Origin of the sequence: Nonomuraea sp. NPDC049725, from assembly GCF_040674795.1 — a bacterium.
GTDB classification, from domain to species: domain Bacteria; phylum Actinomycetota; class Actinomycetes; order Streptosporangiales; family Streptosporangiaceae; genus Nonomuraea; species Nonomuraea ceibae.
Genome location: NZ_JBFANJ010000020.1, coordinates 86,106 through 109,635, shown reverse-complemented (window position 1 = coordinate 109,635; position 23,530 = coordinate 86,106). Strand labels below are relative to the sequence as shown.

General features: G+C 73.6%; 24 protein-coding genes. 20 read left to right on the top strand and 4 right to left on the bottom strand.

The annotated features are described in order from the left end of the window. Positions 1-136 precede the first annotated feature (136 nt). On the top strand, positions 137-1,381 hold the full coding sequence (locus AB0J53_RS38090; RefSeq protein ID WP_364181437.1) for a histidine kinase: 1,245 nt from the start codon (positions 137-139) through the stop codon (positions 1,379-1,381). Beyond that, a complete protein-coding gene (locus AB0J53_RS38085) occupies positions 1,378-1,980 on the top strand; it encodes a response regulator transcription factor (RefSeq protein ID WP_364181434.1) in 603 nt (200 codons plus the stop codon). Before AB0J53_RS38090 ends, AB0J53_RS38085 begins: the two co-directional genes overlap by 4 nt. Here the strand turns inward: AB0J53_RS38085 and AB0J53_RS38080 are convergent. Further along, positions 1,977-3,335, bottom strand: a complete 1,359-nt coding sequence (locus tag AB0J53_RS38080; RefSeq protein ID WP_364181432.1) for an MFS transporter — start codon at positions 3,333-3,335, stop codon at positions 1,977-1,979. The two genes, AB0J53_RS38085 and AB0J53_RS38080, sit on opposite strands and share 4 nt — an antisense overlap. A gap of 355 nt (positions 3,336-3,690) precedes the next feature. Between AB0J53_RS38080 and AB0J53_RS38075 the strand changes: the two genes are divergently transcribed. The 11 genes from AB0J53_RS38075 (at position 3,691) to AB0J53_RS38025 (ending at position 12,999) form a co-directional block, all read left to right on the top strand. After that, positions 3,691-5,169: a hypothetical protein gene (locus AB0J53_RS38075; protein WP_364181429.1), complete on the top strand. Its 1,479-nt coding sequence runs from the start codon at positions 3,691-3,693 to the stop codon at positions 5,167-5,169. Next, positions 5,166-5,609 (top strand): roadblock/LC7 domain-containing protein, encoded by a 444-nt coding sequence (locus tag AB0J53_RS38070; protein WP_219515334.1) that lies wholly within the window; start codon positions 5,166-5,168, stop codon positions 5,607-5,609. Before AB0J53_RS38075 ends, AB0J53_RS38070 begins: the two co-directional genes overlap by 4 nt. Next, positions 5,606-5,965, top strand: a complete 360-nt coding sequence (locus AB0J53_RS38065; RefSeq protein WP_219515336.1) for a DUF742 domain-containing protein — start codon at positions 5,606-5,608, stop codon at positions 5,963-5,965. Before AB0J53_RS38070 ends, AB0J53_RS38065 begins: the two co-directional genes overlap by 4 nt. Continuing rightward, on the top strand, positions 5,952-6,539 hold the full coding sequence (locus AB0J53_RS38060; RefSeq protein ID WP_219515339.1) for an ATP/GTP-binding protein: 588 nt from the start codon (positions 5,952-5,954) through the stop codon (positions 6,537-6,539). Before AB0J53_RS38065 ends, AB0J53_RS38060 begins: the two co-directional genes overlap by 14 nt. Further along, on the top strand, positions 6,536-7,810 hold the full coding sequence (locus AB0J53_RS38055; protein WP_364181424.1) for a cytochrome P450: 1,275 nt from the start codon (positions 6,536-6,538) through the stop codon (positions 7,808-7,810). Before AB0J53_RS38060 ends, AB0J53_RS38055 begins: the two co-directional genes overlap by 4 nt. Continuing rightward, positions 7,761-8,966, top strand: a complete 1,206-nt coding sequence (locus AB0J53_RS38050) for a cytochrome P450 (RefSeq protein WP_364181421.1) — start codon at positions 7,761-7,763, stop codon at positions 8,964-8,966. The genes AB0J53_RS38055 and AB0J53_RS38050 overlap by 50 nt, the downstream gene beginning before the upstream one ends. A gap of 33 nt (positions 8,967-8,999) precedes the next feature. Then, the gene (locus tag AB0J53_RS38045; protein ID WP_364181418.1) at positions 9,000-9,485 is read left to right on the top strand and encodes an Rrf2 family transcriptional regulator; all 486 of its coding nucleotides are present in this window, start codon (positions 9,000-9,002) and stop codon (positions 9,483-9,485) included. Positions 9,486-9,575: 90 nt separating this feature from the next. Continuing rightward, complete coding sequence (locus AB0J53_RS38040) at positions 9,576-10,010, top strand: carboxymuconolactone decarboxylase family protein (RefSeq protein WP_364181415.1); 435 nt, start codon at positions 9,576-9,578, stop codon at positions 10,008-10,010. A gap of 70 nt (positions 10,011-10,080) precedes the next feature. Continuing rightward, positions 10,081-11,847, top strand: a complete 1,767-nt coding sequence (locus AB0J53_RS38035; RefSeq protein ID WP_364181413.1) for a thiamine pyrophosphate-dependent enzyme — start codon at positions 10,081-10,083, stop codon at positions 11,845-11,847. A 61-nt stretch (positions 11,848-11,908) separates the two neighbouring features. Continuing rightward, entirely contained in the window at positions 11,909-12,409 is a 501-nt protein-coding gene (locus AB0J53_RS38030; RefSeq protein WP_364181410.1) for a hypothetical protein, read from the top strand. Beyond that, positions 12,406-12,999: a hypothetical protein gene (locus AB0J53_RS38025; protein WP_364181407.1), complete on the top strand. Its 594-nt coding sequence runs from the start codon at positions 12,406-12,408 to the stop codon at positions 12,997-12,999. Before AB0J53_RS38030 ends, AB0J53_RS38025 begins: the two co-directional genes overlap by 4 nt. A 16-nt stretch (positions 13,000-13,015) precedes the next feature. Here the strand turns inward: AB0J53_RS38025 and AB0J53_RS38020 are convergent, their stop codons facing one another. Together AB0J53_RS38020 and AB0J53_RS38015 are read right to left on the bottom strand one after the other, a co-directional pair. Continuing rightward, entirely contained in the window at positions 13,016-14,710 is a 1,695-nt protein-coding gene (locus AB0J53_RS38020; RefSeq protein WP_364181404.1) for a DJ-1/PfpI family protein, read from the bottom strand. Positions 14,711-14,774: 64 nt separating this feature from the next. Further along, on the bottom strand, positions 14,775-17,552 hold the full coding sequence (locus AB0J53_RS38015) for an AAA family ATPase (protein WP_364181401.1): 2,778 nt from the start codon (positions 17,550-17,552) through the stop codon (positions 14,775-14,777). A gap of 120 nt (positions 17,553-17,672) precedes the next feature. On the opposite strand from AB0J53_RS38015, the gene AB0J53_RS38010 reads away from it, so the two are divergent. The 7 genes from AB0J53_RS38010 (at position 17,673) to AB0J53_RS37980 (ending at position 23,057) form a co-directional block, all read left to right on the top strand. Further along, complete coding sequence (locus tag AB0J53_RS38010; protein WP_219515407.1) at positions 17,673-18,287, top strand: SDR family NAD(P)-dependent oxidoreductase; 615 nt, start codon at positions 17,673-17,675, stop codon at positions 18,285-18,287. After that, positions 18,247-18,591 (top strand): VOC family protein, encoded by a 345-nt coding sequence (locus AB0J53_RS38005; protein ID WP_364181397.1) that lies wholly within the window; start codon positions 18,247-18,249, stop codon positions 18,589-18,591. Before AB0J53_RS38010 ends, AB0J53_RS38005 begins: the two co-directional genes overlap by 41 nt. 108 nt (positions 18,592-18,699) lie before the next feature. Next, complete coding sequence (locus AB0J53_RS38000) at positions 18,700-19,233, top strand: 2,4'-dihydroxyacetophenone dioxygenase family protein (RefSeq protein ID WP_219515414.1); 534 nt, start codon at positions 18,700-18,702, stop codon at positions 19,231-19,233. Between the two features lie 12 nt (positions 19,234-19,245). Further along, positions 19,246-20,517, top strand: a complete 1,272-nt coding sequence (locus AB0J53_RS37995; RefSeq protein ID WP_364181393.1) for an MFS transporter — start codon at positions 19,246-19,248, stop codon at positions 20,515-20,517. Continuing rightward, on the top strand, positions 20,514-21,590 hold the full coding sequence (locus AB0J53_RS37990) for a 2,3-butanediol dehydrogenase (protein ID WP_364181391.1): 1,077 nt from the start codon (positions 20,514-20,516) through the stop codon (positions 21,588-21,590). Before AB0J53_RS37995 ends, AB0J53_RS37990 begins: the two co-directional genes overlap by 4 nt. A 52-nt stretch (positions 21,591-21,642) precedes the next feature. Then, positions 21,643-22,614, top strand: coding sequence for a helix-turn-helix domain-containing protein (locus AB0J53_RS37985; protein ID WP_364181388.1), 972 nt, complete (start codon positions 21,643-21,645; stop codon positions 22,612-22,614). Between the two features lie 212 nt (positions 22,615-22,826). Continuing rightward, positions 22,827-23,057: a hypothetical protein gene (locus tag AB0J53_RS37980; protein WP_364181385.1), complete on the top strand. Its 231-nt coding sequence runs from the start codon at positions 22,827-22,829 to the stop codon at positions 23,055-23,057. On the opposite strand, the gene AB0J53_RS37975 is transcribed toward AB0J53_RS37980, so the two are convergent. Next, complete coding sequence (locus AB0J53_RS37975) at positions 23,052-23,495, bottom strand: proteasome activator (RefSeq protein ID WP_357592396.1); 444 nt, start codon at positions 23,493-23,495, stop codon at positions 23,052-23,054. The two genes, AB0J53_RS37980 and AB0J53_RS37975, sit on opposite strands and share 6 nt — an antisense overlap. Positions 23,496-23,530 lie beyond the last annotated feature (35 nt).

Genomic DNA, 23,530 nt, shown 5'->3' with positions numbered 1-23,530 from the left:
CTCCTTCGGTGAGGGCTCCAGCCTCGCCACCGGCGCTCGCCGCCAGTAGTGCCGGATGCGCACGGGCGCGCGTGGACGTGTCACATGATCGGGTGACATCTGTCATCCGCGCGTGCCTTGCTGCGACAATGGCCGCGTGCCTGACCTCCCGATCGACGAGGACGCCGGCCTGGGCCGCTTCCGCCGGGGCACCTGGTGGAGCGTGACCGCGACGACCGGGTTCTTCCTCGTCTTCGTCGCCGGGGCCTGGGTCCTCGACCCCGCCGTGGCCCTGTGGGCCCGCGTCACGGGCGCCGCCGCCCTGGCCGCCACGGGCCTGTCCGGCATGGCACTCCTCACCCGCCGCATGACCCCCTCCCCGGAAACCCCCGCGCCCCCGCCCCCGGACGCGCCTTCGCCTGCGTCCGTGCCTTCGGTCGTCCGGCTGCCTGTGGGGTGGACGGTCGCCGGGGGCGCGGGGGCGGCGGTGCTCGGCGGGCTCATGCTGGCCCACGGGGACGACGGGCGCTGGTCGCTGCCGGCCGCGCTCGTGGTGTCGATCGCCGCGACGTTCCTGCGCCCGGCGCCCCGGTGGGGGCTCATCGGGGCGGCGGCGCTGGCCGCCTCGGGCGTCGGCGCGCTCTCCGGAGCGCCGCTGCCCGGCGCCGCCGTGCTGCCGCCCGCCGTGGTGCTGGTCACCGCGTGGACGACCCTGGCCATGCTGTGGGGCTGGGACGTGGCCAAGCGGCTCAACGACGTGCGCAGGCTCGCCGCCGAGCTGGCGGTCAAGGAGGAGCGGCTGCGCTTCGCCGCCGACCTGCACGACATCCAGGGCCACCACCTCCAGGTGATCGCGCTCAAGAGCGAGCTGGCCGCCCGGCTCGCCGAGGCGGACCCGGCGCGCGCCGCCGCGGAGATGCACGAGGTGCGCCGCCTGGCCGCCGACGCGCTCTCCGACACCAGGGCGGTCGTGCAGGGCTACCGCCGCACCACGCTCGACGCGGAGATCGCCAACGCGACGGGCGTGCTGGCCGCCGCCGGCATCGACGCCCGGATGAGCGTGGAGCCCGCCGACGCCCGCCGTCTCCCCGAGGCCGGACGCCACCTGCTGGGCCTGGTCATGCGGGAGGCGACCACCAACGTGCTGCGCCATAGCCGGGCCCGGCACGCCGAGGTCGACTACCGGGTGACCGGCGACCTCGCCCGCCTGCGCGTGACCAACGACGGCGCCGGCGGGCAGCCCAGCGACCAGCACAGCGACCAGCCCAGCGCGGGCGGGACCGGGCTGCGCACGCTCGCCGAGCGGCTGGCGTCCGCGGGCGGCGAGCTGACCTGGGACCACGACGACGACCGCTTCGCCGTGGTGGCCCGCCTGCCCGCCCGAAGCGCGGAGGACCGATGATCCGGTTGCTGATAGCCGACGACGAGGACCTGCTCAGGGGCGCCCTGGCGGCGCTGCTCGGGCTGGAGGAGGACCTCGCCGTCGTGGCCGAGGCCGCCACCTCCACCGACGCGGTCCGCCTGGCCAGGGAGCACCGCCCCGACATCGCGGTGCTGGACCTGGAGATGCCGCCCGCCGACGGCCTGCGCGCGGCCGAGACGATCCGGGCGGAGCTGCACACCCGGATCGTCCTGGTCACCCGGCACGCCAGGCCGGGCGTGCTGCGCCGGGCGCTCGCGGCGGGCGTCAGCGGCTTCGTGCCGAAGACGACGCCCGCGACGAAGCTGGCCGAGATCATCCGGGCCGTCGCCGCCGGCCGCCGCTACGTGGACCCCGACATCGCCGCCTCCGCGCTGACCGAGGACGCCTGCCCGCTCACCGACCGGGAGCTGGAGGTGCTGCGGGCGTCGCGGACCGGCGCGTCGGTCAACGAGATCGCCGAGCGGGTGCATCTCGCGCCGGGCACCGTCCGCAACTACCTGTCGTCGGCGATGGCCAAGCTGGGCGCCGGCTCGCGGCACGCCGCCGCCCACCGGGCCTGGGAGGAGGGCTGGATCTAGAGGTCGCGGGCCTCGTCCAGGACCTTGGCCGACTCGCGCTCGTACGAGCCCCTGGCCGACAGCACGAGCAGGCCGCCGAGGACCATCGGGACGATGAGCGCGTACATGGCGGTGACGAGCGAGCCGGTGGCGTCGGAGGTGATGCCGACGATGAGCGGCCCGAACGCCGCGCCGAGCGTGAGCAGGAACTGCAGCACGGCGAAGCCGAGGCCGCGCGAGCGCGCGCCGACGACGTCGGCGACGGAGGCCGTGCAGGTGGGGATGGCGGTCGCCGACACCGTGACGGCCAGCAGCACACAGAGGATCATGGCGGTGGCCGACCCCATGAGCAGGGCGCCGCCGAGCAGCAGTGAGCCTGCGGTGATGCCGGCGCCGCCGACCAGCAGGAGCCCGGCGCGGTGGCGGGCGATGGCGCGGCGGCCGAGCCGGCCGCCGATCACGGTCCCGGCGACCACGCCGACGATGGTGACCAGGCCGCTCGTGGTGCCCGCGGTGCCGATGGGCAGGCCGTACGCGCGTGACAGGAGGGTGGGCAGCCAGTAGTAGATGCCGCCCAGCCCCAGCGTGAGGATCATGACGCCCACGGAGACCCGGACCAGCGTCCGGACGGCGAGGACCTCGCGGACCTGCCGCCAGAAGGGCGGCGAGGCGAGGGCGGGCCGGTCCGGGGGAGTGGCGCCGGTCGCAGGCGCGTCGCCGGCCGAGGCCCTGATCTTGTCGAGCCGGCCGCGTTCGGGCTCGCGCAGCCGCCAGACCAGCAGGGCGGTGAGGATGCCGGGGACCGCCATGCACAGGAAGGCGGCACGCCACCCGTACGCCTGGCCGATGACGCCGCCGACGATGGTGCCGAGCCCGCTCAGGTAGGTCGTCATGCGGGTCCAGCCGTACACGTGGACCCGGGCGGCGGCGGGGTAGAAGTCGGCGATGAGGCTGCCCATGGCCGGGTTGTCGATGTTCTCGGCGGCGGCGAGCAGCACGCGCATGAGGTAGAAGACGGCGAACCCGGCGGCGAGTCCCGAGCCGAGCGTGGCCAGCCCCCAGCACAGCACCACGACGGCGATGATCTTCGTGCGGCTGTAGCGGTCGGCGAGGTAGCCGGCGGGCAGCGCGACGGCGGTGGCGGCCAGGGCCCCGGCGGTGGGGATGGATCCGGCGGCCGTGTCGCTGAACCCCCACTGCTCCTGGATGAGCGGGAGCACGCCGGCCAGGAGCCCGGCCTCCATGCGGTCCACGATGCCGACGAGGAACAGCACGGCGAACGGCGCCCAGCCGTACGGGTTGGGGTCGGTCGGGCTGATCCCGCCCGCGGGTGGGGACCCGAGTCGCCGGCGCTCGCGGGTGACGGCCTTGACCATGGACTTCTCCTCCGCTGTGGCAGCCGGGTGCCCTAGAACAGGGTTCTAGGACCGAGTTCTGGTCAGAGTGTCGTACATCACATCGTGTTGCGCCAGGGGTGCGGCGTCAGGAAGTGGTCACGGCGGACCGGGACGGCGGGGCTCCGTGGCGGTACGGGCGTTTATGAATAAGTCTCGGGAATTTCCGGTTTAGTGCGGTATGTGATTGTCCCTGATAAGAAATAGCCGACGTTTTGACATGGCTGTAGGGACAAGGGCGTGTAAAGTCGTCAAGCGGCGACGCCCCAGGCTCATTTGACGGGTGTCGATTCCTCTGCCGTGCCCATATGGAGCTCCAGCACTTCAAAGGACGGACATGAACGGATCCGCGGATTTCACTGCCGGAGTGCTGCTGGCGAGCGTCATCTGCAGCGTGTTATTGCTGATGGTCTGCCTCGTGCTGCTGGCCATCCTGCTCATGCGCTCCCGGGCCCCCGAGCGCGGGCCCGCCCCCGCCGAGCCGCCCGCCGAGCGTCCCGCGCCCCCCGCCGAGCGCCCCGCCCAGGGAAACGACGAAACCGCCGGGCAGGCGCGTGCCGACGAACGGGCGCAAGCCGCAGAAAAGGCCAGAGTCAGTGCCGAACAGGCCAGAGAGGCCGCCGAGAAAGAGAAAGAACAGGCGCTGCAACAGGCCAACGCCAACCTCCAGTGGTACAACGCGGCCGTCGCCGAGACCGGCCGGCTCGTCGAGCGCCTCAACGCGGTGGCCGACGCCGAGGTGCGCGGCTACTCCGACGTCGTCGTGCCCGGCCTGCTGCACCCGCAGTTCGCGGGCACGCCGCTGAGCGACCACATCGCCGGCGCCGAGGAGCTGCTGCGCGAGGCCGTGCACGCCACCCGGGCCGACGTCAGCGGCGCCGCCCGCGCCGGCGTCCGGGGCATGGCCGAAGAGGTGCAGATGTACCTGGCCCGCCTCCAGATGTCCATCAACGAGGCGCTCGACCTGCCGCCCGGCACCGACCCCCACCGCAGCCTGGTCGAGATGGACGCCCACGCCACCTGGGCGCTGCACGCCGTCCAGCGGCTGCGCATCCTGGCCGGCTCCTGGCCGGGCGTGCAGCGCGCCGACTGCACCTTCCGCGAGATCGTCGAGAGCGCCCGCGGCCGCATCCCCGCCTACGACCGCGTCCACTACACGTACGTGCCCGACGTCGGCGAGCGGTGGGTCGAGGGCCGGGTGGTCGAGCCGATCGCCGTCGCGCTCGCCGAGCTGCTGGCCAACGCGACCAGCTACACCGGCGACCGGGTCAGCGTCTACGTCCGGGAGGTCCCCAAGGGCTTCTGCGTCGTCATCGACGACAAGGGCGCCGGCCTGAACTCCTTCCAGCTCGCCGAGGCCGAGCGGCTGCTGTCGCGCCAGACGACGCTCGACGCGGCCAACCTGGCCGACGAGCGCAAGCTGGGCTTCGCCATCATCGGCACCCTGGCGCACGACTACGGCTTCCACGTCGACGTCAGCGCCCCCTCGCCCAGCGGCGGCGTCCAGGCGTCCTGCCTCGTCCCGCACCACCTGATGAGCGCCGCCCCCGGCCTGGCCGCGCCCCCGCGCGAGACGGCCCCGCCGCAGCCCGCGCTCCACGCGGCCCCCGCGCCGGTCGCCACCTCCCACGGCCTGCCCAAGCGCGAACGCCGGCACGCGGTCGCGCCCCTCTCGGCCCAGCCGACCCAGCAATCCATCACCGACACCCGCGCGCCCGAAGACGTGGCCGCCGACCTCGGAAAGCTGAGCGAGCTGCTCAGCACGGGCCTCGCCACCGGCCGCGACAACGACGCCGAAGGACACTCGCAGCCATGACCATAGAGCAGCCCACCGCCGACGACACCAACATGAGCTGGGTCCTCAACAACCTCGTCGACCAGCAGTCGGACGTCATGAACGCGGTGCTGTTCACCTCCGACGGGCTGGTCCTGGCGCACTCGGCCGGCATGAGCCGCGACGACGCCGACCGCGCCGCCGCCGCCCTGTCGGCGATGAAGTCGCTGCAGCAGCAGCTGAGCGAGTTCTGCACCACCCCGTCACGTCACAGCGCTCCAGGGCCGCTACGCTACGTGATCGCCGACCTCGCGAACGTCACCATGGTGCTGTTCGCCGTGACCGAGCGCACCGGCATCGGCGTGTCCATCCGCGGCGAGTCCAACAGCGCCGCCACCCACATCGCGATCCAGGCGGCCACCAAGACCGTGCGCGGGCTCGGCCCGATCCTTGGCGCGCGGGAGCGGAGCAGCGGCGCATGACGCCGTCGCGGCACCGGCGGGCGGGCATGATCCGCTCCTACACCGTGTCGGGCGGCGACGCCTCCGCGACACGCGCCGGTCTCGACGCCGCCACGCTGCTGCTCGCCGACCCCGCCCGGCCGCTGGCCGGGCTCGCCGCCCACCCCCGGCGGGTGATGGACCTGTGCCTGCCCGGGGCGCTGTCGGTGTCGGAGGTCGCCGCCCACCTGGAGCTGCCGGGCGCGATCGTCAAGGTCATCGTGGCCGGTCTCGTCGACAGCGGCCACCTGGCCCCGCGCGCGCCGTTCGTCCCCGCCGCCTCCCCCTATAGCACCGACTTCCTGATGAAGGTGTTGAAGGCACTTGAAAAGCTCTGACCGTTACGTGCCGGCGACGGCCCGGCCGGTGAAGGTTCTCGTGCTCGGCCCGTTCGCCGTCGGCAAGACCACCTTCGTCAGGACCGTCTCGGAGATCCGCCCGCTGTCCACCGAGGAGCGGATGACGCAGGCCGGGCAGCTCGTGGACGACCTGCGCGACCTGCAGGGCAAGGACACCACCACGGTGGCGATGGACTTCGGCCGCCTCACGTTGTCTCCTGAGATCGTGCTCTATCTGTTCGGCGCGCCCGGCCAGCCGAGGTTCCACGGCATGGTCCGCTCCCTCATGGAGGGCGCGCTCGGCGGACTGGTCCTGGTCGACACGCGCCGCATCGACGACAGCTTCGACGCGATGAACCTGCTCGAAGAGGCGCAGCTGCCGCACGTCGTCGCCGTCAACCACTTCGACGGCTCGCCCCGCTACCGCGACGCCGAGCTGCGCGACAGCCTCAGCCTGGACGACCAGCCGCTGGTGAGCCTGGACGCCCGCCGGGCCGGCTCGGCCAAGCACGGCCTGATCGCCCTCGTCCAGCACATCCTCGACCACCACCGCCGCCTGGAGCATGCCCGATGACACCGCCCGCCCCCGTCCCGAGGCTGTTCGGCCCCTCGTTCGCCGCCCGGCCCGACGACGCCTACGACCTGCTGCGCGCCGCCGGCCCCGTCGCCTGGGCGGAGATCGCCGACGGCGTGCACGCGCTGGTCGTCACCGGCCGCCGCGCCGCCGTCGACGTGGTCACCGACACCGACACCTACTCCAAGGACAGCCGCCTGTGGGAGGCGCTGCAGCAGGGCCGCGTCCCCGCCGACAGCCCGGTGCTGGCGCTCATGGCCTACCGGCCCAGCCTCCTGTACGCCGACGGCGAGCGGCACGCCCGGCTGCGGCGCGCGATGGACGACTGCCTGCGCCGGATCAACATGCACGAGCTGCGCGAGATCACCCGCCGCCACGCGCTGCGCCTCATCGACGACTTCGCCGGAGAGGGCCGGGCGGAGCTGATGAGCCAGTACGCCGACATGCTGCCGCTGCTGGTCTTCACCGACCTGCTCGGCTGCCCGCCGGAGCTGGTCGAGCGCATGGTCACCGGCTGCCAGGGCATGATCAACGCCGGTCCGGAGGCCGCGCAGGGGGCCGCCGACCTGGCGCAGTGCCTGGCGGAGATCATCGCGATGAAGGACGGCTCGCCGGGGCGCGACTGCACCTCCTGGATGCTGGCCCATCCGGCCCGGCTCACGCACGAGGAGACCCTGCACCAGCTCGTCGTCCTGGTCGGCGCGGGCACGATCCCGACCTCGGCGTGGATCGCCTCGGGCCTGCGGCTGCTGCTGTCGGACGACCACTACGCCGGCGACCTGACCGCGGGCGCCGTCACCGTGCGCCGCGCCCTGGAGCAGGTGCTGTGGACGCAGTCGCCGATGGCCAACTTCTCCGTGCACTTCGCCCGCCACGACACCGCGCTGCACGGGGTGCCGGTCCCGCGCGGGGTGCCGATCCTGATCAGCCACGCCGCCACGGGTACCGACCCGGCGCTGCCGCCGCTCGGCTACGACAACCGCTCCCACCTGGCCTGGTCGGCCGGCCCGCACCGCTGTCCCGCCGACAGCCAGGCCGCCGCGATCGCCCAGACCGCGATCGAGACGCTGCTCGACCAGCTGTGGGACCTGGAGCTGGGCGCGGGCGGCGGAGCCAACCGGCCGGGCCCCTTCCACCAGTGCCCGGCGACGCTGGCCATCCGCTTCCGGCCCCGGCCCGCCGATGCTTCCCTCACCCCCACCGCGTCCACTGGAGGTAGTCGTGTCCAGCGAACCCCCGATTCTCGACCCCACAGGAAGGCGCCTTTATGAGCAGGTCGACGAGCTGCGCGCGGCCGGCCCGGCCGTCCGGGTGCGGCTGCCCGGAGACCTGGTCGCCTGGTCGGTGACCCGCGGCGAGGTCGCCAAGAAGCTCCTGGTCCACCCGGGCGTCTCCAAGAACGCCCGCACCTCCTGGCCGGAGTACAGGCCGTTCGCGATCGGCTGGCTGACCGCCTGGGTTGACGTGATCAGCATGTTCACCGTCGACGGCGACGACCACAAGCGGCTCAAGGACCTGGTCGGCAAGGCGTTCACCCCGCGCCGCATCGAGGCGATGCGGCCCGCGATCGAGACCATCGTCGAGGACCTGCTCGCCGACCTGGAGCTCGCCCCGCCGGGGCGGCCGGTCGACCTGCGGGCCTCCTTCAGCTATCCCATCCCGACCCGGGTGATCTGCGACCTGATGGGCGTCCCGCTGGAGCAGCGCCCGCAGATGCTGCGCTGCATCGACGCGGTCCTCGACACCAGCCTCACGCCCGAGCAGGCGAACGTCGTCCAGCGGGACATGTTCGCGGCGATGCACACGCTCATGCACTACCGCCGCGCCAACCCGGGGACGGACCTGACGAGCCTGATGCTGGCCGCGCAGGAGGAGGGCGCGCCGCTCAGCACGGAGGAGCTGGTCAGCACGTTGATCCTGATGATCGGCGCGGGCAGCGAGACCGCCGTGTCGCTCATCGACCACGCGACCGTCGCCATGCTGTCGCACCCGGACCAGCTCGCCGCCGTCCGCGCCGACCCGGCCCGCTGGGACGACGTCATCGAGGAGAGCCTGCGCCAGCACGCGCCGATCATGCACCTGCCGATGCGCTACGCCACCACCGACATCGACCTCGGCGAGGGCGTCATGATCGGCAAGGGGGAGCTCATCCTCATCGCGTTCGGCGCGCACGGCCGCGACCCGGCGGTCAACCCGGACCCGGACCGCTTCGACATCAGCCGCGCCGAGCGGCAGCACCTGGCGTTCGGGCACGGCATCCACTACTGCCTGGGCGCGCCGCTGGCCCGGCTGGAGGCGGCGATCGCGCTGCCGGCGCTCTTCTCGCGCTTCCCGGAGCTGCGGCTGGTGAGCAGGCCGGGGCGGCACACGTCGTTCATCGGCAACGACTACCCGTCGCTGCCGGTGGTCCTCGACCCGGCGGCGTGACACCCATAAACCTGGACGTGTAGTATCCAGGTTATGCGGATGAGCGAGGGCGTGGAGTGGGCGCTGCACAGCTGCCTGAACCTGACCTGGGTCGAGACCGGAGAGGCCATGACGGCGGCCCGCCTGGCGGCGTTCTACGAGCTGCCGGCGGCCTACCTGAACAAGCAGCTCCAGGCGCTGGCCCGGGCCGGGATCGTCACCTCCACGCCCGGCCCGCGCGGCGGGTTCCGGCTGGCGCGCCCGCCGGAGCGCATCACGCTGCTCGACGTGGTGACCGCGATCGAGGGGCCGGGGGAGGCGTTCCGCTGCGAGGAGGTGCTCCGGCAGGGGCCGGGCGGCCGCTCCGACGTCGACTACCGCAAGGCGTGCTTCGTCTCGCAGGCCATGCGCCGGGCGGAGCTGGCCTGGCGCAAGGAGCTGGCCGGTCAGACGCTGGCCGACATCAAGGAGATGGTGGAGCGCCACCTGCCCGGCACCCCGGCTGCCACGCGCGACTGGTTCGCCTCCCGCCGTCCCTGAGCGCCGCCGTGGGCGGGGTGCTCGATCGGCCCCGCCGCTCACCGTAATTCTGGATATCAAATATCAAAGATGGAGAGAATCATCATGCGCATGAGCATCCGCAAGCCCGCCGCCGACGGTCTCAAGGCCATGTACGCGCTGGAGGCCTACCTCAACGCCGGCCCCGTCCCGCGCGCCACCCTCGACCTGCTGCGGCTGCGGGTCAGCCAGATCAACGGCTGCGGCTACTGCGTCGACATGCACGCCCGCGAGGCCGCCGAGGCCGGCGTGAGCGACCGGCGCGTCCACGGGCTCGCCGCTTGGCGCGACACCCCCTTCTACAGCGACGCCGAGCGCGCCGCGCTCGCCCTCGCCGAGGCCGCCACCCGCATCGCCGACAACCCCGCGGGCGTCCCCGACGACGTGTGGGCCGAGGCCGCCGCCCACTACGACGAGGAGTCGCTGGCCGTCCTCGTCATGGCGATCGGCGCGATCAACACCTGGAACCGCATCAACGTGACCCTGCGCAACGCCCCGGCGGCCTGAGGACCCGCCTGCCCCGAAATTTGCAGGGACGTGGACGTTTGCCGAGACCCGCTGGGGCACGGCGGCAGGTATGACAACCATCGCTTCCGAAGTGCTCATCGAGCGGCTGGCCGAGTGGGGCGTCGACACCGTCTTCGGCCTGCCCGGCGACGGCATCAACGGCATCATGGAAGGGCTGCGCCGCCACGCCGACCGCGTCCGCTTCGTCCTGGTGCACCACGAGGAGGCGGCGGCGTTCATGGCCGCCGCCCACGCCAAGGCGACCGGGCGCGTCGGCGTGTGCCTGGCCACCAGCGGCCCCGGCGGCATCCACCTGCTCAACGGCCTGTACGACGCCAAGCTGGACCACCAGCCGGTGCTGGCCATCACCGGCATGCAGGAGACCAGCGTGCTCGGCACCGGCTACCAGCAGGAGGTCCACCTCGACCGGCTGTTCGAGGACGTCGCCGAGTACAACCTGGTCGTCGACAACCCGACCCAGCTGCCCGGCGTCGTCGACATCGCGATCAGGACCGCGTACGCCCGGCGCGGCGTCGCCCACCTGACCCTGCCGAACGACGTGCAGGTCGCCCCCGCCGACGCCGACCCGTACAAGCACGTCGCCCCCGCCCGGCCGCCGGCCACGGCCGCCGTCTACCTCAGCCCGCCCGGGCTGCCCCGCGAGGAGGACCTCCAGGCGGCGGCCGAGATCCTCAACCGCAGCGAGCGCCCGGCGATCCTGGCCGGCGCCGGGGCGCTGCACGCGCGGGCCGAGGTGCTCGCCGTGGCGGAGGCGCTCGGCGCGCCGGTGATCAAGACGCTGCCCGGCAAGGCCGTCATCCCCGACGACTCCCCGTACGCGGTGGGCGGCATCGGCCTGCTCGGCACCCACCCCGGCGAGGAACTCGTCGAGGACTGCGACGCCCTGTTCATGGTCGGCACGAACTTCCCCTACACCCAGCACCTGCCCCAGCCCGGTCAGGCCCGGGTGGTGCAACTGGAGGCCGACCCGGTCAGGGCCGGGGTGCGGCTGCCCACCGAGGTGCCGATGATCGGCGACGCCAAGGAGGGGCTGCGCGCCCTGCTGCCGCTGCTGAAGCACGACGGCGCCCGCGACCACCTGGACAAGTACGTCCGGATGACCGAGAAGTGGCGCTCCGACATGGCGGCGCTGGACTCGCCGGACCGCGACCCGATCGCGCCGCAGTATCTGATGGGCTGCGTCGACCGGGCCGCCACCGACGACGCCATCCTCACCTGCGACTCCGGCACGATCGCCACCTGGGCCGCCAGGCACTGGACGATCCGCGGCGAGCGCGGCTTCTACCTGTCGGGCAACCTGGCCTCGATGGCGCCCGGCCTGCCGTACGCGATCGCGATGCAGCTCGCCCACCCCGGACGGCAGGTCATCGCGTTCATCGGCGACGGCGGGTTCGCGATGCTCATGGCCGAGTTCCTGACGGCCGCCCAGCACGACCTGCCGATCAAGGTGATCGTCAACAATAACAACTCGCTCGGCCAGATCCTGTGGGAGCAGATGGTGCTCGGTTACCCCGAGCACGGCGTCCGCTTCGCGCGGCCCGCCGCCGACTTCTCCGCCTGGGCGCGCTCCTGCGGCGGCTACGGCCGCAAGGTCACCGAGCCCGGCGACGTGGCCGAGGCCGTCGCCCAGGCGCTCGCGCACGACGGCCCCGCCCTGGTCGACGTGGACGTGGACCCGAACGAGCCGCCGATGCCCGGCAAGGTCTCCTACCAGCAGGCCAAGAGCTTCGCCCAGGCGTTCCTGCGCGGCCAGCCGCACAAGGCGTCCATCGCCACCACCCTGTTCAAGGACAAGATCTCCCAACTGGGCAAGTGAGCACCCGCCAAGATCGGCCGGACTGTAGGATGCCGCCGTTCCCGGACGATCGAGGTGCCCGTTGCGCGCGTTACCCGAGGAGAGCCAGTGGGGCCTGCTGGCCGCCGCCGGTCTGGCCGAGCAGATCCACGCCTTCTGGATCGAGGGCGACGACCGCGCCGCGATCGCGGCCGGGCTGCGGATCGACCAGGCCAGGACGGTCGAGTGCGGCCTGGCCACCGCGCTGCGCTGGAACGGCGCCGGCTCGCGCACCCCGATCCTCTGGACGGGCCGCCACGCGCCCGGCTGGACGTTCGCCCTGGTGCTGAACTTCTCGCTCTGCGCCCTGGCGCCGCTCGACCGGCGGGTTCTCGAGTTCTGCTACGTGAGAGGGATCAACGAGTTCTACGGCGTGCCGGGCATCTACGGCGAGGACGGCCTCGACGACCTGTGGCTCAACGACGACCAGGGCGACGAGAGCGACCTCGACCCGCACCTGGTCGCGATCGGGCGGATCACCGGCCGGTTCGTCGACCGCGCCTGGCTCGCCGAGCGGCGGACCCTGTGCCGGGTGGCCGCGTGAAGCTCTGGGAGCAGTGGCCGCTGCTGGAGGCGCGCGGGTTCGGTGACCTGTTCGCCGGCACCTGGATCGAGGGCGACGACCCCGACGAGATCGCCCGCCTGCTCGGCGGCGACCCGGCGGCGGCGGTGCCCTGCGGCCTGGCGGAGGCGATGCGGCACTACGAGCCGTACGGGTTCGACGAGCTCGTCTGGATGGGCGCCCACGCCCCCGGCTGGATCCACGCCATCACCGTCGCCGGCCCGCGCCTGCGCACCGAGCCGCTGGCCGGGCGCAGGTACGTCCAGGTCGTGTGGGACGCCGACGGGCTCGGCGTGCACGATCTCTACTATTCGGACGGCGTCACGGAAGGGCGGCTCAGCCCGAGGGACGTCGCCGTCACCGGCTGGCCCTTCCACGAGCACGCCCACGGCCTGGCCGACGACCGGATGAGCCCCTTCAACGTGTTCGCCTGGCAGGAGGTCAGGCCGGATGGCGTGCTGAGGCTGTGGCTGGACAACTGGCTGATCGTGGCGGGCCGCCTGTCGGGGCGCTTCCTCGACGACGATTGCCTCGACGCGACCCGGCGGCTGTACCGCCTGCCGGTCGGCTGACGCGCCCGGGGGCTGGTCAGCGGTGGCGTCGCCGGAGCAGCAGGACGCCGCCGGTCGCCACGGCGGCGCCGAGCAGGACGAGCAGGCCGGCCACGGCGGTCGCCGGCCACGGCCAGGCGCTGCCGGTGAGCCCGAGGTCCTGCACCGGGTACTCCAGCGTCTTCGCCGTCCACCGGGCCGTCTGCACGTCGTAGGTGCGGGCGATGTCGCGCATCACCGGGTCGAAGGCGAACTCCCCGCCCGTGTGCGGGTACTCGGGCCGCAGGTCGCCCACCCCGGTCACCTGCCGCCGGGCCGCGTCCAGGCCGGGCACGATGAGCCGCCCGAGCTCCCCGGCAGCCTCGGCGGGCGTCGCCCGGGGCACGAACGTCAGCCCGTGGCGGGAGCGCACCGGGCCGTCGCCGATCGCGACCGTACGCCCGACCATCGCGTGCTCGGTGTAGGAGATGAACACCGAGGCCAGCTCCAGCTCGCCGACGCCGTCCACGAGCCGCACGCCGATGGCCGACGGCCCGGGCCGGTAGGAGGCGTTGATCCCCACGACCGCGTCGCCCGGCTCCAGCCCGGACTCGGGGATGGGCGCGGCGGCGCCGGGGGAGTAGTGCCGCCAGTGCACCCGCTGCGCCGCCTCCTGGGCCGCGTCGGCGCCGAGCAGCCGTTCGACGATCCGCAGGGCGCCGTCGATGCCGGACAGCACCCCGGCCGTGGTGATCACCTCGCCGTCGTCGACGTACCGGACGCCGCCGGTCCAGCCGACGGCGGGGAAGTCGGCACGCAGCCCGGACAGCCGCAGCCAGTGCGAGGTGGCGCGCCTGCCGTCGAGCAGCCCGGTCCCGGCCAGCACCCGGGCGCCGTTGCAGACGCTGACGACGATCGCGCCGCGCGCCGCGTGGGCGCGCAGCCAGTCGCCGGCCGCCGGGTACGGCTCCTGCATGGCGGGGATCACCACGGCGTCGAGCCGGTCGCGCCGCTCGTCCAGCAGCCGCGTCAGCCCGTCGAGCGTCAGGTCGGGCACCAGGTCGAGCCCGCCCGTCAGGGGCGCCGGGCCCGCGTCGGCGGCGACGACGTACGTGTTGACGCGGCCGGTGCCCGCCAGCACCTCGTACGGGCCGAGCAGGTCGGCCACGTTGGTGCCGCCGGGGCCGGTGAGCAGGGCCACGGTGGGCTTGGCCGGGTCGTGGCCGCCGGCCTTCGGGGCGGGCCTGGCGGTCACGGCGCCGGCGCGGACCGTGTAGAGGTCGCCGAACTTGCCCGTGGTGTTGACGGCCGACACCGAGGCCGGGACCAGCAGCGCGACCAGCACGACACCCGATCGCCTGAGCCACTTGGCCGGGATGCCGACCGGGTGGCAGGTGTACTCGGCGCGGCGCCACAGCATGGCCAGGGCCATGAAGACGAACATGAGCGTGTGCCCGAGGGACATCACGACATGTCCTGATAAGACGCCGAACCAGTAGGGGACGAGCAGGATGGGGAACGGCGCGAACATCGCCACGCTCATCTCCGCGATGCTCGCCCACCCGTGCCTGCGGACCAGCATCCAGGCGGCCATGCCGACGGTCATGTCGGCGGCCATGAGCAGCGTGTCGACGTCGAACCGGACCGGCTGCGGCAGCACCGCGTCCCACAGGAGGTCGAGCAGCAGCATCCCGGCGTACATGGCGATGACCATCTCGGCGTAGTGCCAGACGAACCTGATGACTTTCCGCATGTCCGTACTCCTGACGTGAGCGTGTGATGCCGCCGACGTTAGGAAGGGACGGGCAGGCGCCGAATCAGCGAACTCGCCGGTCCTCCGCCAGGACGAGCCGCATCAGCTCGGCGCGCGAGGTGATGCCGGCCTTCTGGAAGACCTTGCGCAGGTGGTAGTCGACCGTGCGCGGGCTGAGGAAGAGCTGCGCGGCGATCTCGCGGTTGGTCAGCCCCTCGCCGACCGCCAGCGTGATGCGCAGCTCCTGCGGGGTGAGCGTGCCGAGCGCGGCGGCCTCCGGGGCGCGGGTGCGCGCCTGCTCGCCGGTGGCGCGCAGCTCGCCCTGCGCGTGGTCGGCCCAGGCGAGCGCGCCCAGGCGGCGGAAGCCCTCGGCCGCCTCGCGCAGGTGCCGCCGCGCCTCGGACCGACGCCGGTCGCGCCGCAGCCGCTCGCCCAGCAGCAGCTCGGTGCGGGCCAGCTCCAGCGGCGAATCGGCCAGGGCGTGCAGGCGCAGCGCCTCGGCGAAGTGGCCGTGCGCGTCGGCGCCCTCGCTGACCAGCGCCCGGCAGCGGGCCGCCAGCGCGCCCAGCTCCGGCGAGCCGGTGTACGCGGTCCACCGCTCGTACCGCGCGGCAGCGGCGGCGGCCCCCTCCTGGTCCCCGGCCCGCACCAGCGCCTCGACCAGGTCAGGCGCCATCCCCATGGCCAGGTCGGCGGGCAGTTCCACGCCCGGATCGGCAACGAGGCCCGTGGCCGGATCGACGGGGGAAGCCGTGGTCAGGGCCGTGGCCGGGCCGGTGGTTCCGGCGAAGTGGTGGGCGGCCTCGTGGTGGCGGCCGGCGACGAGGTCGACGAGGCCGAGCGCGCGTCCGGCGTACGCCATCGCGTCCGGCAGGCGGCGGCCGGTCGCCTCGGCCAGCACGCCGGCGGCCAGCTCGGCTGCCTCCGGCCGCCCCCGGAGCGCCGCGCACAGGGCCAGCAGCGCCCGGTTGCGGCAGGCGGTGTTGGGCTGGCTGGCGTCGGCGGCGAACTGGCAGCCCTCCTCGGCGTGCGCCTCGGCGAGCCCGAACCGGCCGCGCGCGAGCTCGTCGGCGGCCTGGTACTCGAGGTTCCAGGCGACCGTGCCGAGCGATCCGCCCGCCCGGGCCAGCCGTCCGGCGTCGCGGATCAGGCGGCGGCTCAGCTCGTGCTCGCCGAGCTGCCCGGCGATCGTGCCGGCCAGCGTCATCGTCACCGGGTCGGTGAGCTCACCGGCCAGCTCGCGGTCGCGCGCCGCCGGTCGCGGGTCGTGGCCGGTGCGCGCCAGGCAGAGCGCGTGGAGCAGCCGCAGCACCGCGTCGCGCGGGTCGTCGCGGTCCGGCGCGACCTCGCCGAGCCAGCCCGCCAGCTCGGCCCACGCCCGGGGCCGGTCGGCGCGGCGGCCGAGGTCGGCGTACATGGCGACGGTCGGCGTGAACAGCCGCCTGTCCACCCGGAGCGCACGCGGGATCCACGGCCTGACCAGGTCGAGCGCGTCCTGCGTCGACCCGGCGAACTCGGCCACGATGGCGCGCAGCGCGGCCAGCGCGATCCGGTCGGCCTCAGCCAGGCGCGGCTCGCGTTCGGCCCGGTCGAGCAGCTCGCCGGCGGCGGCGGTGAACCCGCCCTGGACGGCGGCGCGCGCGGCGCTCCACAGCCGGCGGCCGCGGTCGGGCCCGTCGGGGGTGAGCTCGGCCGCCCGTGACAGCGTGGCCATGGCCGCGGCCGGGCCGCCGCGCAGGGCGGCCTGCTCGGCCGAGCGTTCCAGCTCCCCGGCGGCCACCTCGTCCTGGCCGACGGCGGCCTGCCCCAGATGCCAGGCGCGCCGGTGGTGGTCGGCGTCGGTGTCGAACGCCGAGGCGAGCGCCCGGTGGATGGCCACCCGCCGGTTGACGGTGGCGCTGTGGTAGACGGCCGACCGGATGAGCGGGTGCCGGAACACCAGCCGGGTCCCGTCGTAGGTGAGCAGTTCGTCCAGCTCGGCGCGGTGCAGCGGGCCGGCGTCGATCCCGAGGGAGGCGGCGGCCCGGCCGACGGTCTCGACGCTGCCGGAGCCGTCGGCGGCGATGAGCTGGAGCAGCGGCAGCGCGGCGCCGTGGCGGCCACGGATCCTGGCCAGGAACGAGCGGCCGAGTTCGTCGGTCAGCGCGGGCGGCTCCTGGGCGCCCTCCGGCGGCAGCTCCCGCCCGGCGAGCTCCAGCAGGGCGAGCGGGTTGCCGCCGGTGACGGCGAGAAGCTGCTCCTGCTCGCCGTGGGTGAGCCGCCGCCCGGCGAGCAGCGCGCGGGCGGCGTCCGGTTTGAGGCCCATGAGCGGGATGCGCCGCAGGTGGGGCAGGTCGGTGTCGTGTCCCTCGTCGGCCCGCGCCGCCAGCGCCACCGCGATCGGCTCGTTGTCCAGGCGGCGGGCCACGAACGCGAGCGTCTTCAGCGTGGGCCGGTCGGCCCAGTGGGCGTCGTCGACGACGCACAGCAGCGGACGCTCGCCGGCCCGCAGCGACAGCAGTGACAGCGTGGACAGGCCGACCAGGAACGGGTCCGGCGGCGTGCCGTGCGCCCGCCCGAACAGCACGCTCAGCGCCTGCGCCTGCGGGCCGGGCAGCTCGGCGACCGAGTCGAGGACGGGGAGCAGCAGCTCGTGCAGCGTCGCGTAGGCGAGGTCGGCCTCGGGCGCGACGCCGACCGCGCGCAGCACCCGGAAGCCGGTCGCGCGCTCCTCGGTGTGCGTCAGCAGCGCGGTCTTGCCGATGCCGGGCTCGCCGTGCAGCACCACGCCGCCGCCGTGCCCTTCGGCGGCACGCCGCAGCAACGTTGCGAGCAGCTCGATCTCGCTGTCTCTCCCCAGCACACGGTGAGCATAGAAAGCACCGCAAGCTGTGACAACGGGCACGGGACCGGCGACTTCACTGATGCGGGCCGGCGGCGGGCTGCCTAGCCTCGGAGATCCGCGGCAGAAGGGCAGGTCACCATGGGCGAGACGCTGCGCGGCAGGACCGCCATCGTCACCGGCGCCGGCCGCGCGATCGGCGCGGCGGCGGCGCGGGCGCTGAGCAGGGCGGGCGCCGGCGTCGTGCTGGCCGCCCGCGACGGCCGCGCGCTGGAGGCGCTGGCCGCCCGCATCGGCGCGGCCGGCGGCGCGGTGGTGGCCGTCCCCACGGACCTGTCCAGCCCGGTGTCGGTGCGGCGGCTGGTGGAGCAGACGCTCGGCGCGTTCGGCCGGCTCGACGCCGCCTTCAACCACTCCCGAGCCGCCCTGGCCATGCGGTACGAGCTTCCGCCCATGCGGCTGGCCGGGCGGGGCCGCATCGTCAACCTGGCCACCGGCCCGCGCGTGGCCGAGCTGACCCGCGCGACGGCCCGCGACCTGGCCGGCACCGGCGTCCGGGTCAGCGCCGTGACCCCGGCGTACGGCAGCGCCGAGGAGATCGCCGACGCGGTCGTGCGGCTGTGCTCCGAAGGGTGCTCGGACTGGTGCGCGGACGGGTGCGCCTGCTCGGACGGCTGCGGCTGTGGGTGCGCGGACGGCTGGCTACGCTTGCCCCATGCATCCGCGTCTCGGCCAGATCGTCATCGACTGCCGTGATCCACACGTCCTGGTCCGCTTCTGGGCTGCCCTGTTCGGCGGCGACCCGGTGGACCGCGCCGCCGACTGGTCCTACGTCGAGCCGCCCGGCGGCGTCCGCCTGGCCTTCCAGCAGGTGCCCGAGGGCAAGGCCGGCAAGAACCGGCTGCACCTGGACGTCGAGGTCGCCGCGATCGAGCCCGCCGCCGCCCGCGCGGTGGAGCTGGGCGCCACCCGCCTCGGCGCGACGGTCACCGACGCCCAGGGCTCCTTCCAGGTGATGGCCGACCCGGAGGGCAACGAGTTCTGCTTCGTGCACGGCTGACCAGCGGCATGTCCGCTTTGTGCAAACCGTGAGGTCCGCCAGGGGAAAGACGGGGACGGGCCCGCCGGGGTTCACTTCCGGGAAACATCCCAGAAAGGACCCGTCACCATGCCGGAAGCACCGAAGTCGGAGTTCTGGAAGGACCTGCGGCCCATCGAGAACTCCTTCCGACCGGACGCGCTGCCCGAGGTGTACCTCTCGCAGGTCGCCACCGACGACGACCGCTACTACGTGCCGTTCACCGACACCGTCGGCTCCCGTCCGCTGTGGATCAACGTCAAGGACAACAGCTGGGCCGACATCCTGCGGGCCAAGGAGGCCGGGCTGGTGAACCGGCACTACCACCCGCACGAGGTGTTCGCGTACACGATCTCCGGCAAGTGGGGCTACCTGGAGCGGCCCTGGACCGCGAGCGCGGGCGACTTCGTCTACGAGGCGCCGGGCGAGGGCCACACGCTGGTCGCCTACGACAGCGGCGAGCCGATGAAGACGTTCTTCATCGTCAAGGGCCCGCTCATCTGGCTGGACGAGAACGGCGACCCCGACGGCTTCTTCGACGTGCACGACTACATCGCGATGTGCCGCGAGCACTACGAGAAGGTCGGGATCGGCGCCGACTACGTCAACTCCCTCTTCCGCTGACACGAGGTCGTCATGGCTGACACCCCCACCGGGACCACGGCCGACAGGTACGAGAACCGCCTGCTGGTCATCCTGTTCCTCGCCTTCGGCTTCGTCTTCTTCGACCGCCAGGCGCTGTCGTTCCTGGCGCCGTACATGGACGCCGACTTCGGCCTGTCCAACGCCGAGCTCGGCACGCTGTCCGGCGTGCTGGCGCTCACCTGGGCGCTGGCCGGCATGTTCGCCGGCCGGCTCTCGGACGCGCTCGGCCGCCGCAAGCCCATCCTCATCGCGGCCGTGGTGCTGTTCTCGCTGTTCTCCGCCTCCTCGGGCCTGATGGCGGGCTTCGCCGGGCTGCTGGCGGCCCGCGCGCTCATGGGCACGGCCGAGGGCGCGGTGCTGCCGATGGCGCAGTCGCTCATGGTGGAGGCGTCGCGGGAGAGCCGCCGGGGCTTCAACATGGGCCTGGTCCAGGGCTCGTCCGCGGGCCTGCTCGGCGGCATCGTGGCCCCGCTGGCCGTGGTGTGGCTGGCGGAGACCTACAGCTGGCAGGTCGCCTTCTACGTCACGATCATCCCCGGCCTGATCATCGCGGCGCTCATCGCCAAGTTCGTGTACGAGCGCTCGCCCCGCACGCCGGACGCCCCCGCGGCGGCCGCCCCGAAGCCTGCCCGGGTGCCGCTGGGCGAGGTGATCAAACTGCGCAACATCGTCGTCTGCATGCTGATCGCCTGCTTCTACCTGACGTGGTTCATCACCATCATCACCTTCACCCCGACCTACCTGACCGAGGTGAAGGGCTTCGCGCCCGGCACGATGAGCGGCGTGATGACGTGCCTGGGCGTGGCCTGGGTGCTGTGGGGGTTCGCCACGCCGGGGATCTCCGACCGGCTGGGCCGCAAGCCCACGCTGATCGGCTTCACCGCGCTCGCGGTGTGCTGCCCGCTGTTCCTCGTGTACGTGGACAATCCCGTCCTGCTCGGCGCGCTCATGGTGGTCAGCTACACCGGGCTGGGCTGCTTCACGCTGTTCATGGCCACGATCCCGGCCGAGACCGTGCCGCGCGGCGCGCTCGCCACCGCCCTCGGCCTGATCATGGGCGTGGGCGAGCTGGCCGGCGGGTTCCTCGCGCCGATGATCGCGGGCTGGGCGTCCGACCAGTGGGGGCTGCAGACCGCGATGTTCATCGCGGCCGGCGGCGCGCTGCTGGTGGTCGTGCTCTCGTTCGCGCTGCGCGAGACCGCGCCCGCGGTCCTGCGCCGCCGCGCCGCCGCCGGACCGGCCCCCAGCGCGGCGGGCTCATGAGCGGCACCGCCCGCAGGCCCGCCGTCAAGGCCGCCGTCTGGTACGGCCCCCGCGACGTCCGGGTGCTCGACACGTACGTCCCGCCGCCCGGCCCGGGGGAGGTGACGATCGAGGTGGCGTACTGCGGGATCTGCGGCAGCGACCTGCACGAGTACGCCGACGGCCCGCACGCCATCCCGGTCGGCGAGCCGCACCCGGAGTCGGGCGTGGCCGCCCCGCTGGTGCTCGGTCACGAGTTCTGCGGCACCGTCGCCGAGACCGGCTCCGGCGTCACCCGCGTCGCCCCCGGCGACCGGGTGGCGGTCGAACCGCACTACCGCTGCGGCGACTGCCCCCGCTGCCGGGCCGGCGAGTACAACATCTGCCGCCACTTCGGCTTCGCCGGGCTGATGGGCCACGGCGGGCTCGCCGAGCGCGTCACCGTGCCCGCGTACATGCTGCACCGGCTGCCCGAGTCGGTGCCGCTGGAGCAGGCGGCGGTCTTCGAGCCCGCCGCGGTCGCGCTGCACGCCGTCAGGCGGGCCGCGGTGGCGCCCGGCGAGACCGTCGCCGTCGTCGGCCTGGGGCCGATCGGGCTGCTGGTGACGCGGCTGGCGGCCCGCGCCGGAGCCGGGCGGATCGTGGCGGCGGACCCGTCGCCTGCCCGGCGCGCGCTGGCCCGCGCCCTCGGCGCGACGGACACCGTGCCGGCCGGCGACTCCTGCGCGGCGCAGGTCAGGGAGGCGACCGGCGGCGAGGGCGCGGACGTGACGTTCGAGGCCGTCGGCTCGGAGGTGGCGCTCGGCACCAGCCTGGCCGCCACCAGACGGGGCGGGCGGGTGATGTTCCTCGGCCTGGCCGGCACGGTCAGCCTGGACGCCTTCGCCCTGGTCAACAACGAGCAGTCGATCCTCACCAGCGTCGGCTACCGGGACGCCTACCCGGAGCTCATCCGCATGGTCGCCGAGGAGGGCGTCGACCTGACCGGGATCGTCACCTCGACCATCCCGCTGGCCGACGTGGTGCGCGACGGCTTCGAGGCGCTGCTGAGCGGCGGGGAAGGACAGGTGAAAGTGCTGGTCCGGCCTGTGTGACAGATCACACCGGGTTGCTATCCTGTGCGTCCCGCCGGGGAAGGAGGGACACATGCCGGCCGACACCGTCACCGTGGTCTCCAGGGCCACGACCGAGCACGTCGCACCCGCCGAGCGCATCGACTACTGGGAGGACTACAACCGCAGGGCGCTGGTGGGCCTGTCCTGCACCTCCTACTCCGACCAGGGCCTGCTCGCCAGGCAGACCAACATCGAGCTGGCCGCGATCCGGCTGGCCGACATCGCGGGCAACGCCCACGCGATCGAGCGCAGCCCGCAGACCGTGCGGTCCGCGCCCAAGGACTCCGTCTTCGCCACCCTGCTGCTCACCGGCGACGCGGTGTTCCTGCACGAGCACGGCTGCCTGGCCGCCACCGCGGGGGAGCTCGTCGTCTACGACACGCGCAGCCCCTACCTGTTCGGGTTCTCCTCCAGCATGCGGCAGATGCTCGTCGACATCCCGCGCGACCTGTTCGACCGGGCGTGCCTGGCGGGCGGGCTGCCGGCGCCGATGCTGTTCGGCCGCGACACCGCCCGCGAGGGCACGCTGGTGGCCGCGCTCCGCTCGCTGCTGGGCGGGCTCGCCGCGCTGCGGTCCGGCTGGGAGCCCGACCACGCCGAGGCCGCCGTGCTCGACCTGCTGCGCCAGCTCGCCGCCGAGCGCACCGGCGGCCGGCCCGGCCACGACGGCTACCGCACCCAGCTCATCGTCGCCGAGGACTACATCGAGCGGCACCTGCACGACCCCGCCCTGAGCACCGCCCGGGTCGCCGGGGTCATGGGCATCTCCGTGCGGCACCTGGCGCGCATCTTCGAGTCCACCGGCAGGTCGCCGGCCCGGCACATCACCGAGCGGCGGCTGGAGGAGGCGCACCGCCAGCTCACCGGCGGCGGGGCGCGCGACACCACGATCGCCGACGTGGCGCACCGGTGGGGCTTCTCCAGCCAGGCGCACTTCGCCCGCCTGTTCCGGGCCCGCTTCGGCCGCACCCCCAGCGAGGCCCGCGCCGCCACGTCCGGCTGACCCGCCCCGGTGTGGCGTCCCGGGCACTGGGTAGCCACGCTCTGAGCAGCAGAAACGGGGGAGAACACGATGACCGAGCAGCCCGGGGAGCCGGCCGAGCAGGACCAGCCGGACGAGCTCAGCGACGAGGAACTGGACGAGGCCTTCCTGCGCCAGAAGGAACTCAATCCCGACGACTTCGAATAGCACGCCGGGGACGACGGGAGAACGAGATGACGGACGAGACCGGGCATGACGAGATGCCCGACGAGGTGCGGCGGGTGCTGGACGAGGTGTTCCGCGACCGGGGCGAGGTGACGCGGCGCGAGGTCTACTCGTGCGCGTCCGAGCACGTCAAGCTGCCCGCCGACACCCTCGGACAGCTCAACGAGCTGCCCGAGCGCTCCTACACCAGGCAGGAGCTCAGCGAGGCGCTCGCCCGCCTCTTCGGCGGGCACTCATAGGTACGGCCCGCCGCCGGCCGCCGGAGGCAGATCGGGCCGGGGCGGCGGCGGCAGCTGGTGGGCCGCCTGCTGCAGCGCCAGCCCGGTCTTGATGCCCTGGAAGACCCCCTCCAGCCAGCCGACGAGCTGGCTCTGCGTGATGCGGATCTCCGCCTGCGTGGGCGGCGCCGACGGGTCCGGCAGCAGGCGGGCCAGTTCCTCGCGCAGCTCCGGGTCCACGGAGTGGCCGATCTCCTTGACTGCCTGCTCCTGGATGTGCTGAAGCTGCTCGCGGGCGTGCTCGTCGAGCGGCACCGTACGGGCCTCGTCCAGCAGCGAGCTCACCATGGCGCTCACGCGAAGCAGCCGGGCCGGTTCCTCGACGCGCCTGATCTCCACCTCGGCGGCGGTCGCGGCCTCGTCCTCCGGCGGCCGGGGCTGATCTGGTGTCGGTGTCATGTCGGCGTCCTGTTTCGCTCGAGAGCCTGGGTTCA

Excerpts from the sequence above, each read along its gene's own strand:
- AB0J53_RS38000 (WP_219515414.1), top strand. The coding sequence starts at position 18,700 with ATGCCGGAAGCACCGAAGTCGGAGTTCTGGAAGGACCTGCGGCCCATC.
- AB0J53_RS38055 (WP_364181424.1), top strand. The coding sequence starts at position 6,536 with ATGACACCGCCCGCCCCCGTCCCGAGGCTGTTCGGCCCCTCGTTCGCC.
- AB0J53_RS37990 (WP_364181391.1), top strand. The coding sequence starts at position 20,514 with ATGAGCGGCACCGCCCGCAGGCCCGCCGTCAAGGCCGCCGTCTGGTAC.
- AB0J53_RS37995 (WP_364181393.1), top strand. The coding sequence starts at position 19,246 with ATGGCTGACACCCCCACCGGGACCACGGCCGACAGGTACGAGAACCGC.
- AB0J53_RS38010 (WP_219515407.1), top strand. The coding sequence starts at position 17,673 with ATGGGCGAGACGCTGCGCGGCAGGACCGCCATCGTCACCGGCGCCGGC.
- AB0J53_RS37980 (WP_364181385.1), top strand. The coding sequence starts at position 22,827 with ATGACGGACGAGACCGGGCATGACGAGATGCCCGACGAGGTGCGGCGG.
- AB0J53_RS38040 (WP_364181415.1), top strand. The coding sequence starts at position 9,576 with ATGAGCATCCGCAAGCCCGCCGCCGACGGTCTCAAGGCCATGTACGCG.
- AB0J53_RS37985 (WP_364181388.1), top strand. The coding sequence starts at position 21,643 with ATGCCGGCCGACACCGTCACCGTGGTCTCCAGGGCCACGACCGAGCAC.
- AB0J53_RS38070 (WP_219515334.1), top strand. The coding sequence starts at position 5,166 with ATGACCATAGAGCAGCCCACCGCCGACGACACCAACATGAGCTGGGTC.
- AB0J53_RS38075 (WP_364181429.1), top strand. The coding sequence starts at position 3,691 with ATGAACGGATCCGCGGATTTCACTGCCGGAGTGCTGCTGGCGAGCGTC.
- AB0J53_RS38020 (WP_364181404.1), bottom strand. The coding sequence starts at position 14,710 with ATGCGGAAAGTCATCAGGTTCGTCTGGCACTACGCCGAGATGGTCATC.
- AB0J53_RS38005 (WP_364181397.1), top strand. The coding sequence starts at position 18,247 with ATGCATCCGCGTCTCGGCCAGATCGTCATCGACTGCCGTGATCCACAC.
- AB0J53_RS38035 (WP_364181413.1), top strand. The coding sequence starts at position 10,081 with ATGACAACCATCGCTTCCGAAGTGCTCATCGAGCGGCTGGCCGAGTGG.
- AB0J53_RS37975 (WP_357592396.1), bottom strand. The coding sequence starts at position 23,495 with ATGACACCGACACCAGATCAGCCCCGGCCGCCGGAGGACGAGGCCGCG.
- AB0J53_RS38080 (WP_364181432.1), bottom strand. The coding sequence starts at position 3,335 with ATGGTCAAGGCCGTCACCCGCGAGCGCCGGCGACTCGGGTCCCCACCC.
- AB0J53_RS38085 (WP_364181434.1), top strand. The coding sequence starts at position 1,378 with ATGATCCGGTTGCTGATAGCCGACGACGAGGACCTGCTCAGGGGCGCC.
- AB0J53_RS38045 (WP_364181418.1), top strand. The coding sequence starts at position 9,000 with ATGCGGATGAGCGAGGGCGTGGAGTGGGCGCTGCACAGCTGCCTGAAC.
- AB0J53_RS38065 (WP_219515336.1), top strand. The coding sequence starts at position 5,606 with ATGACGCCGTCGCGGCACCGGCGGGCGGGCATGATCCGCTCCTACACC.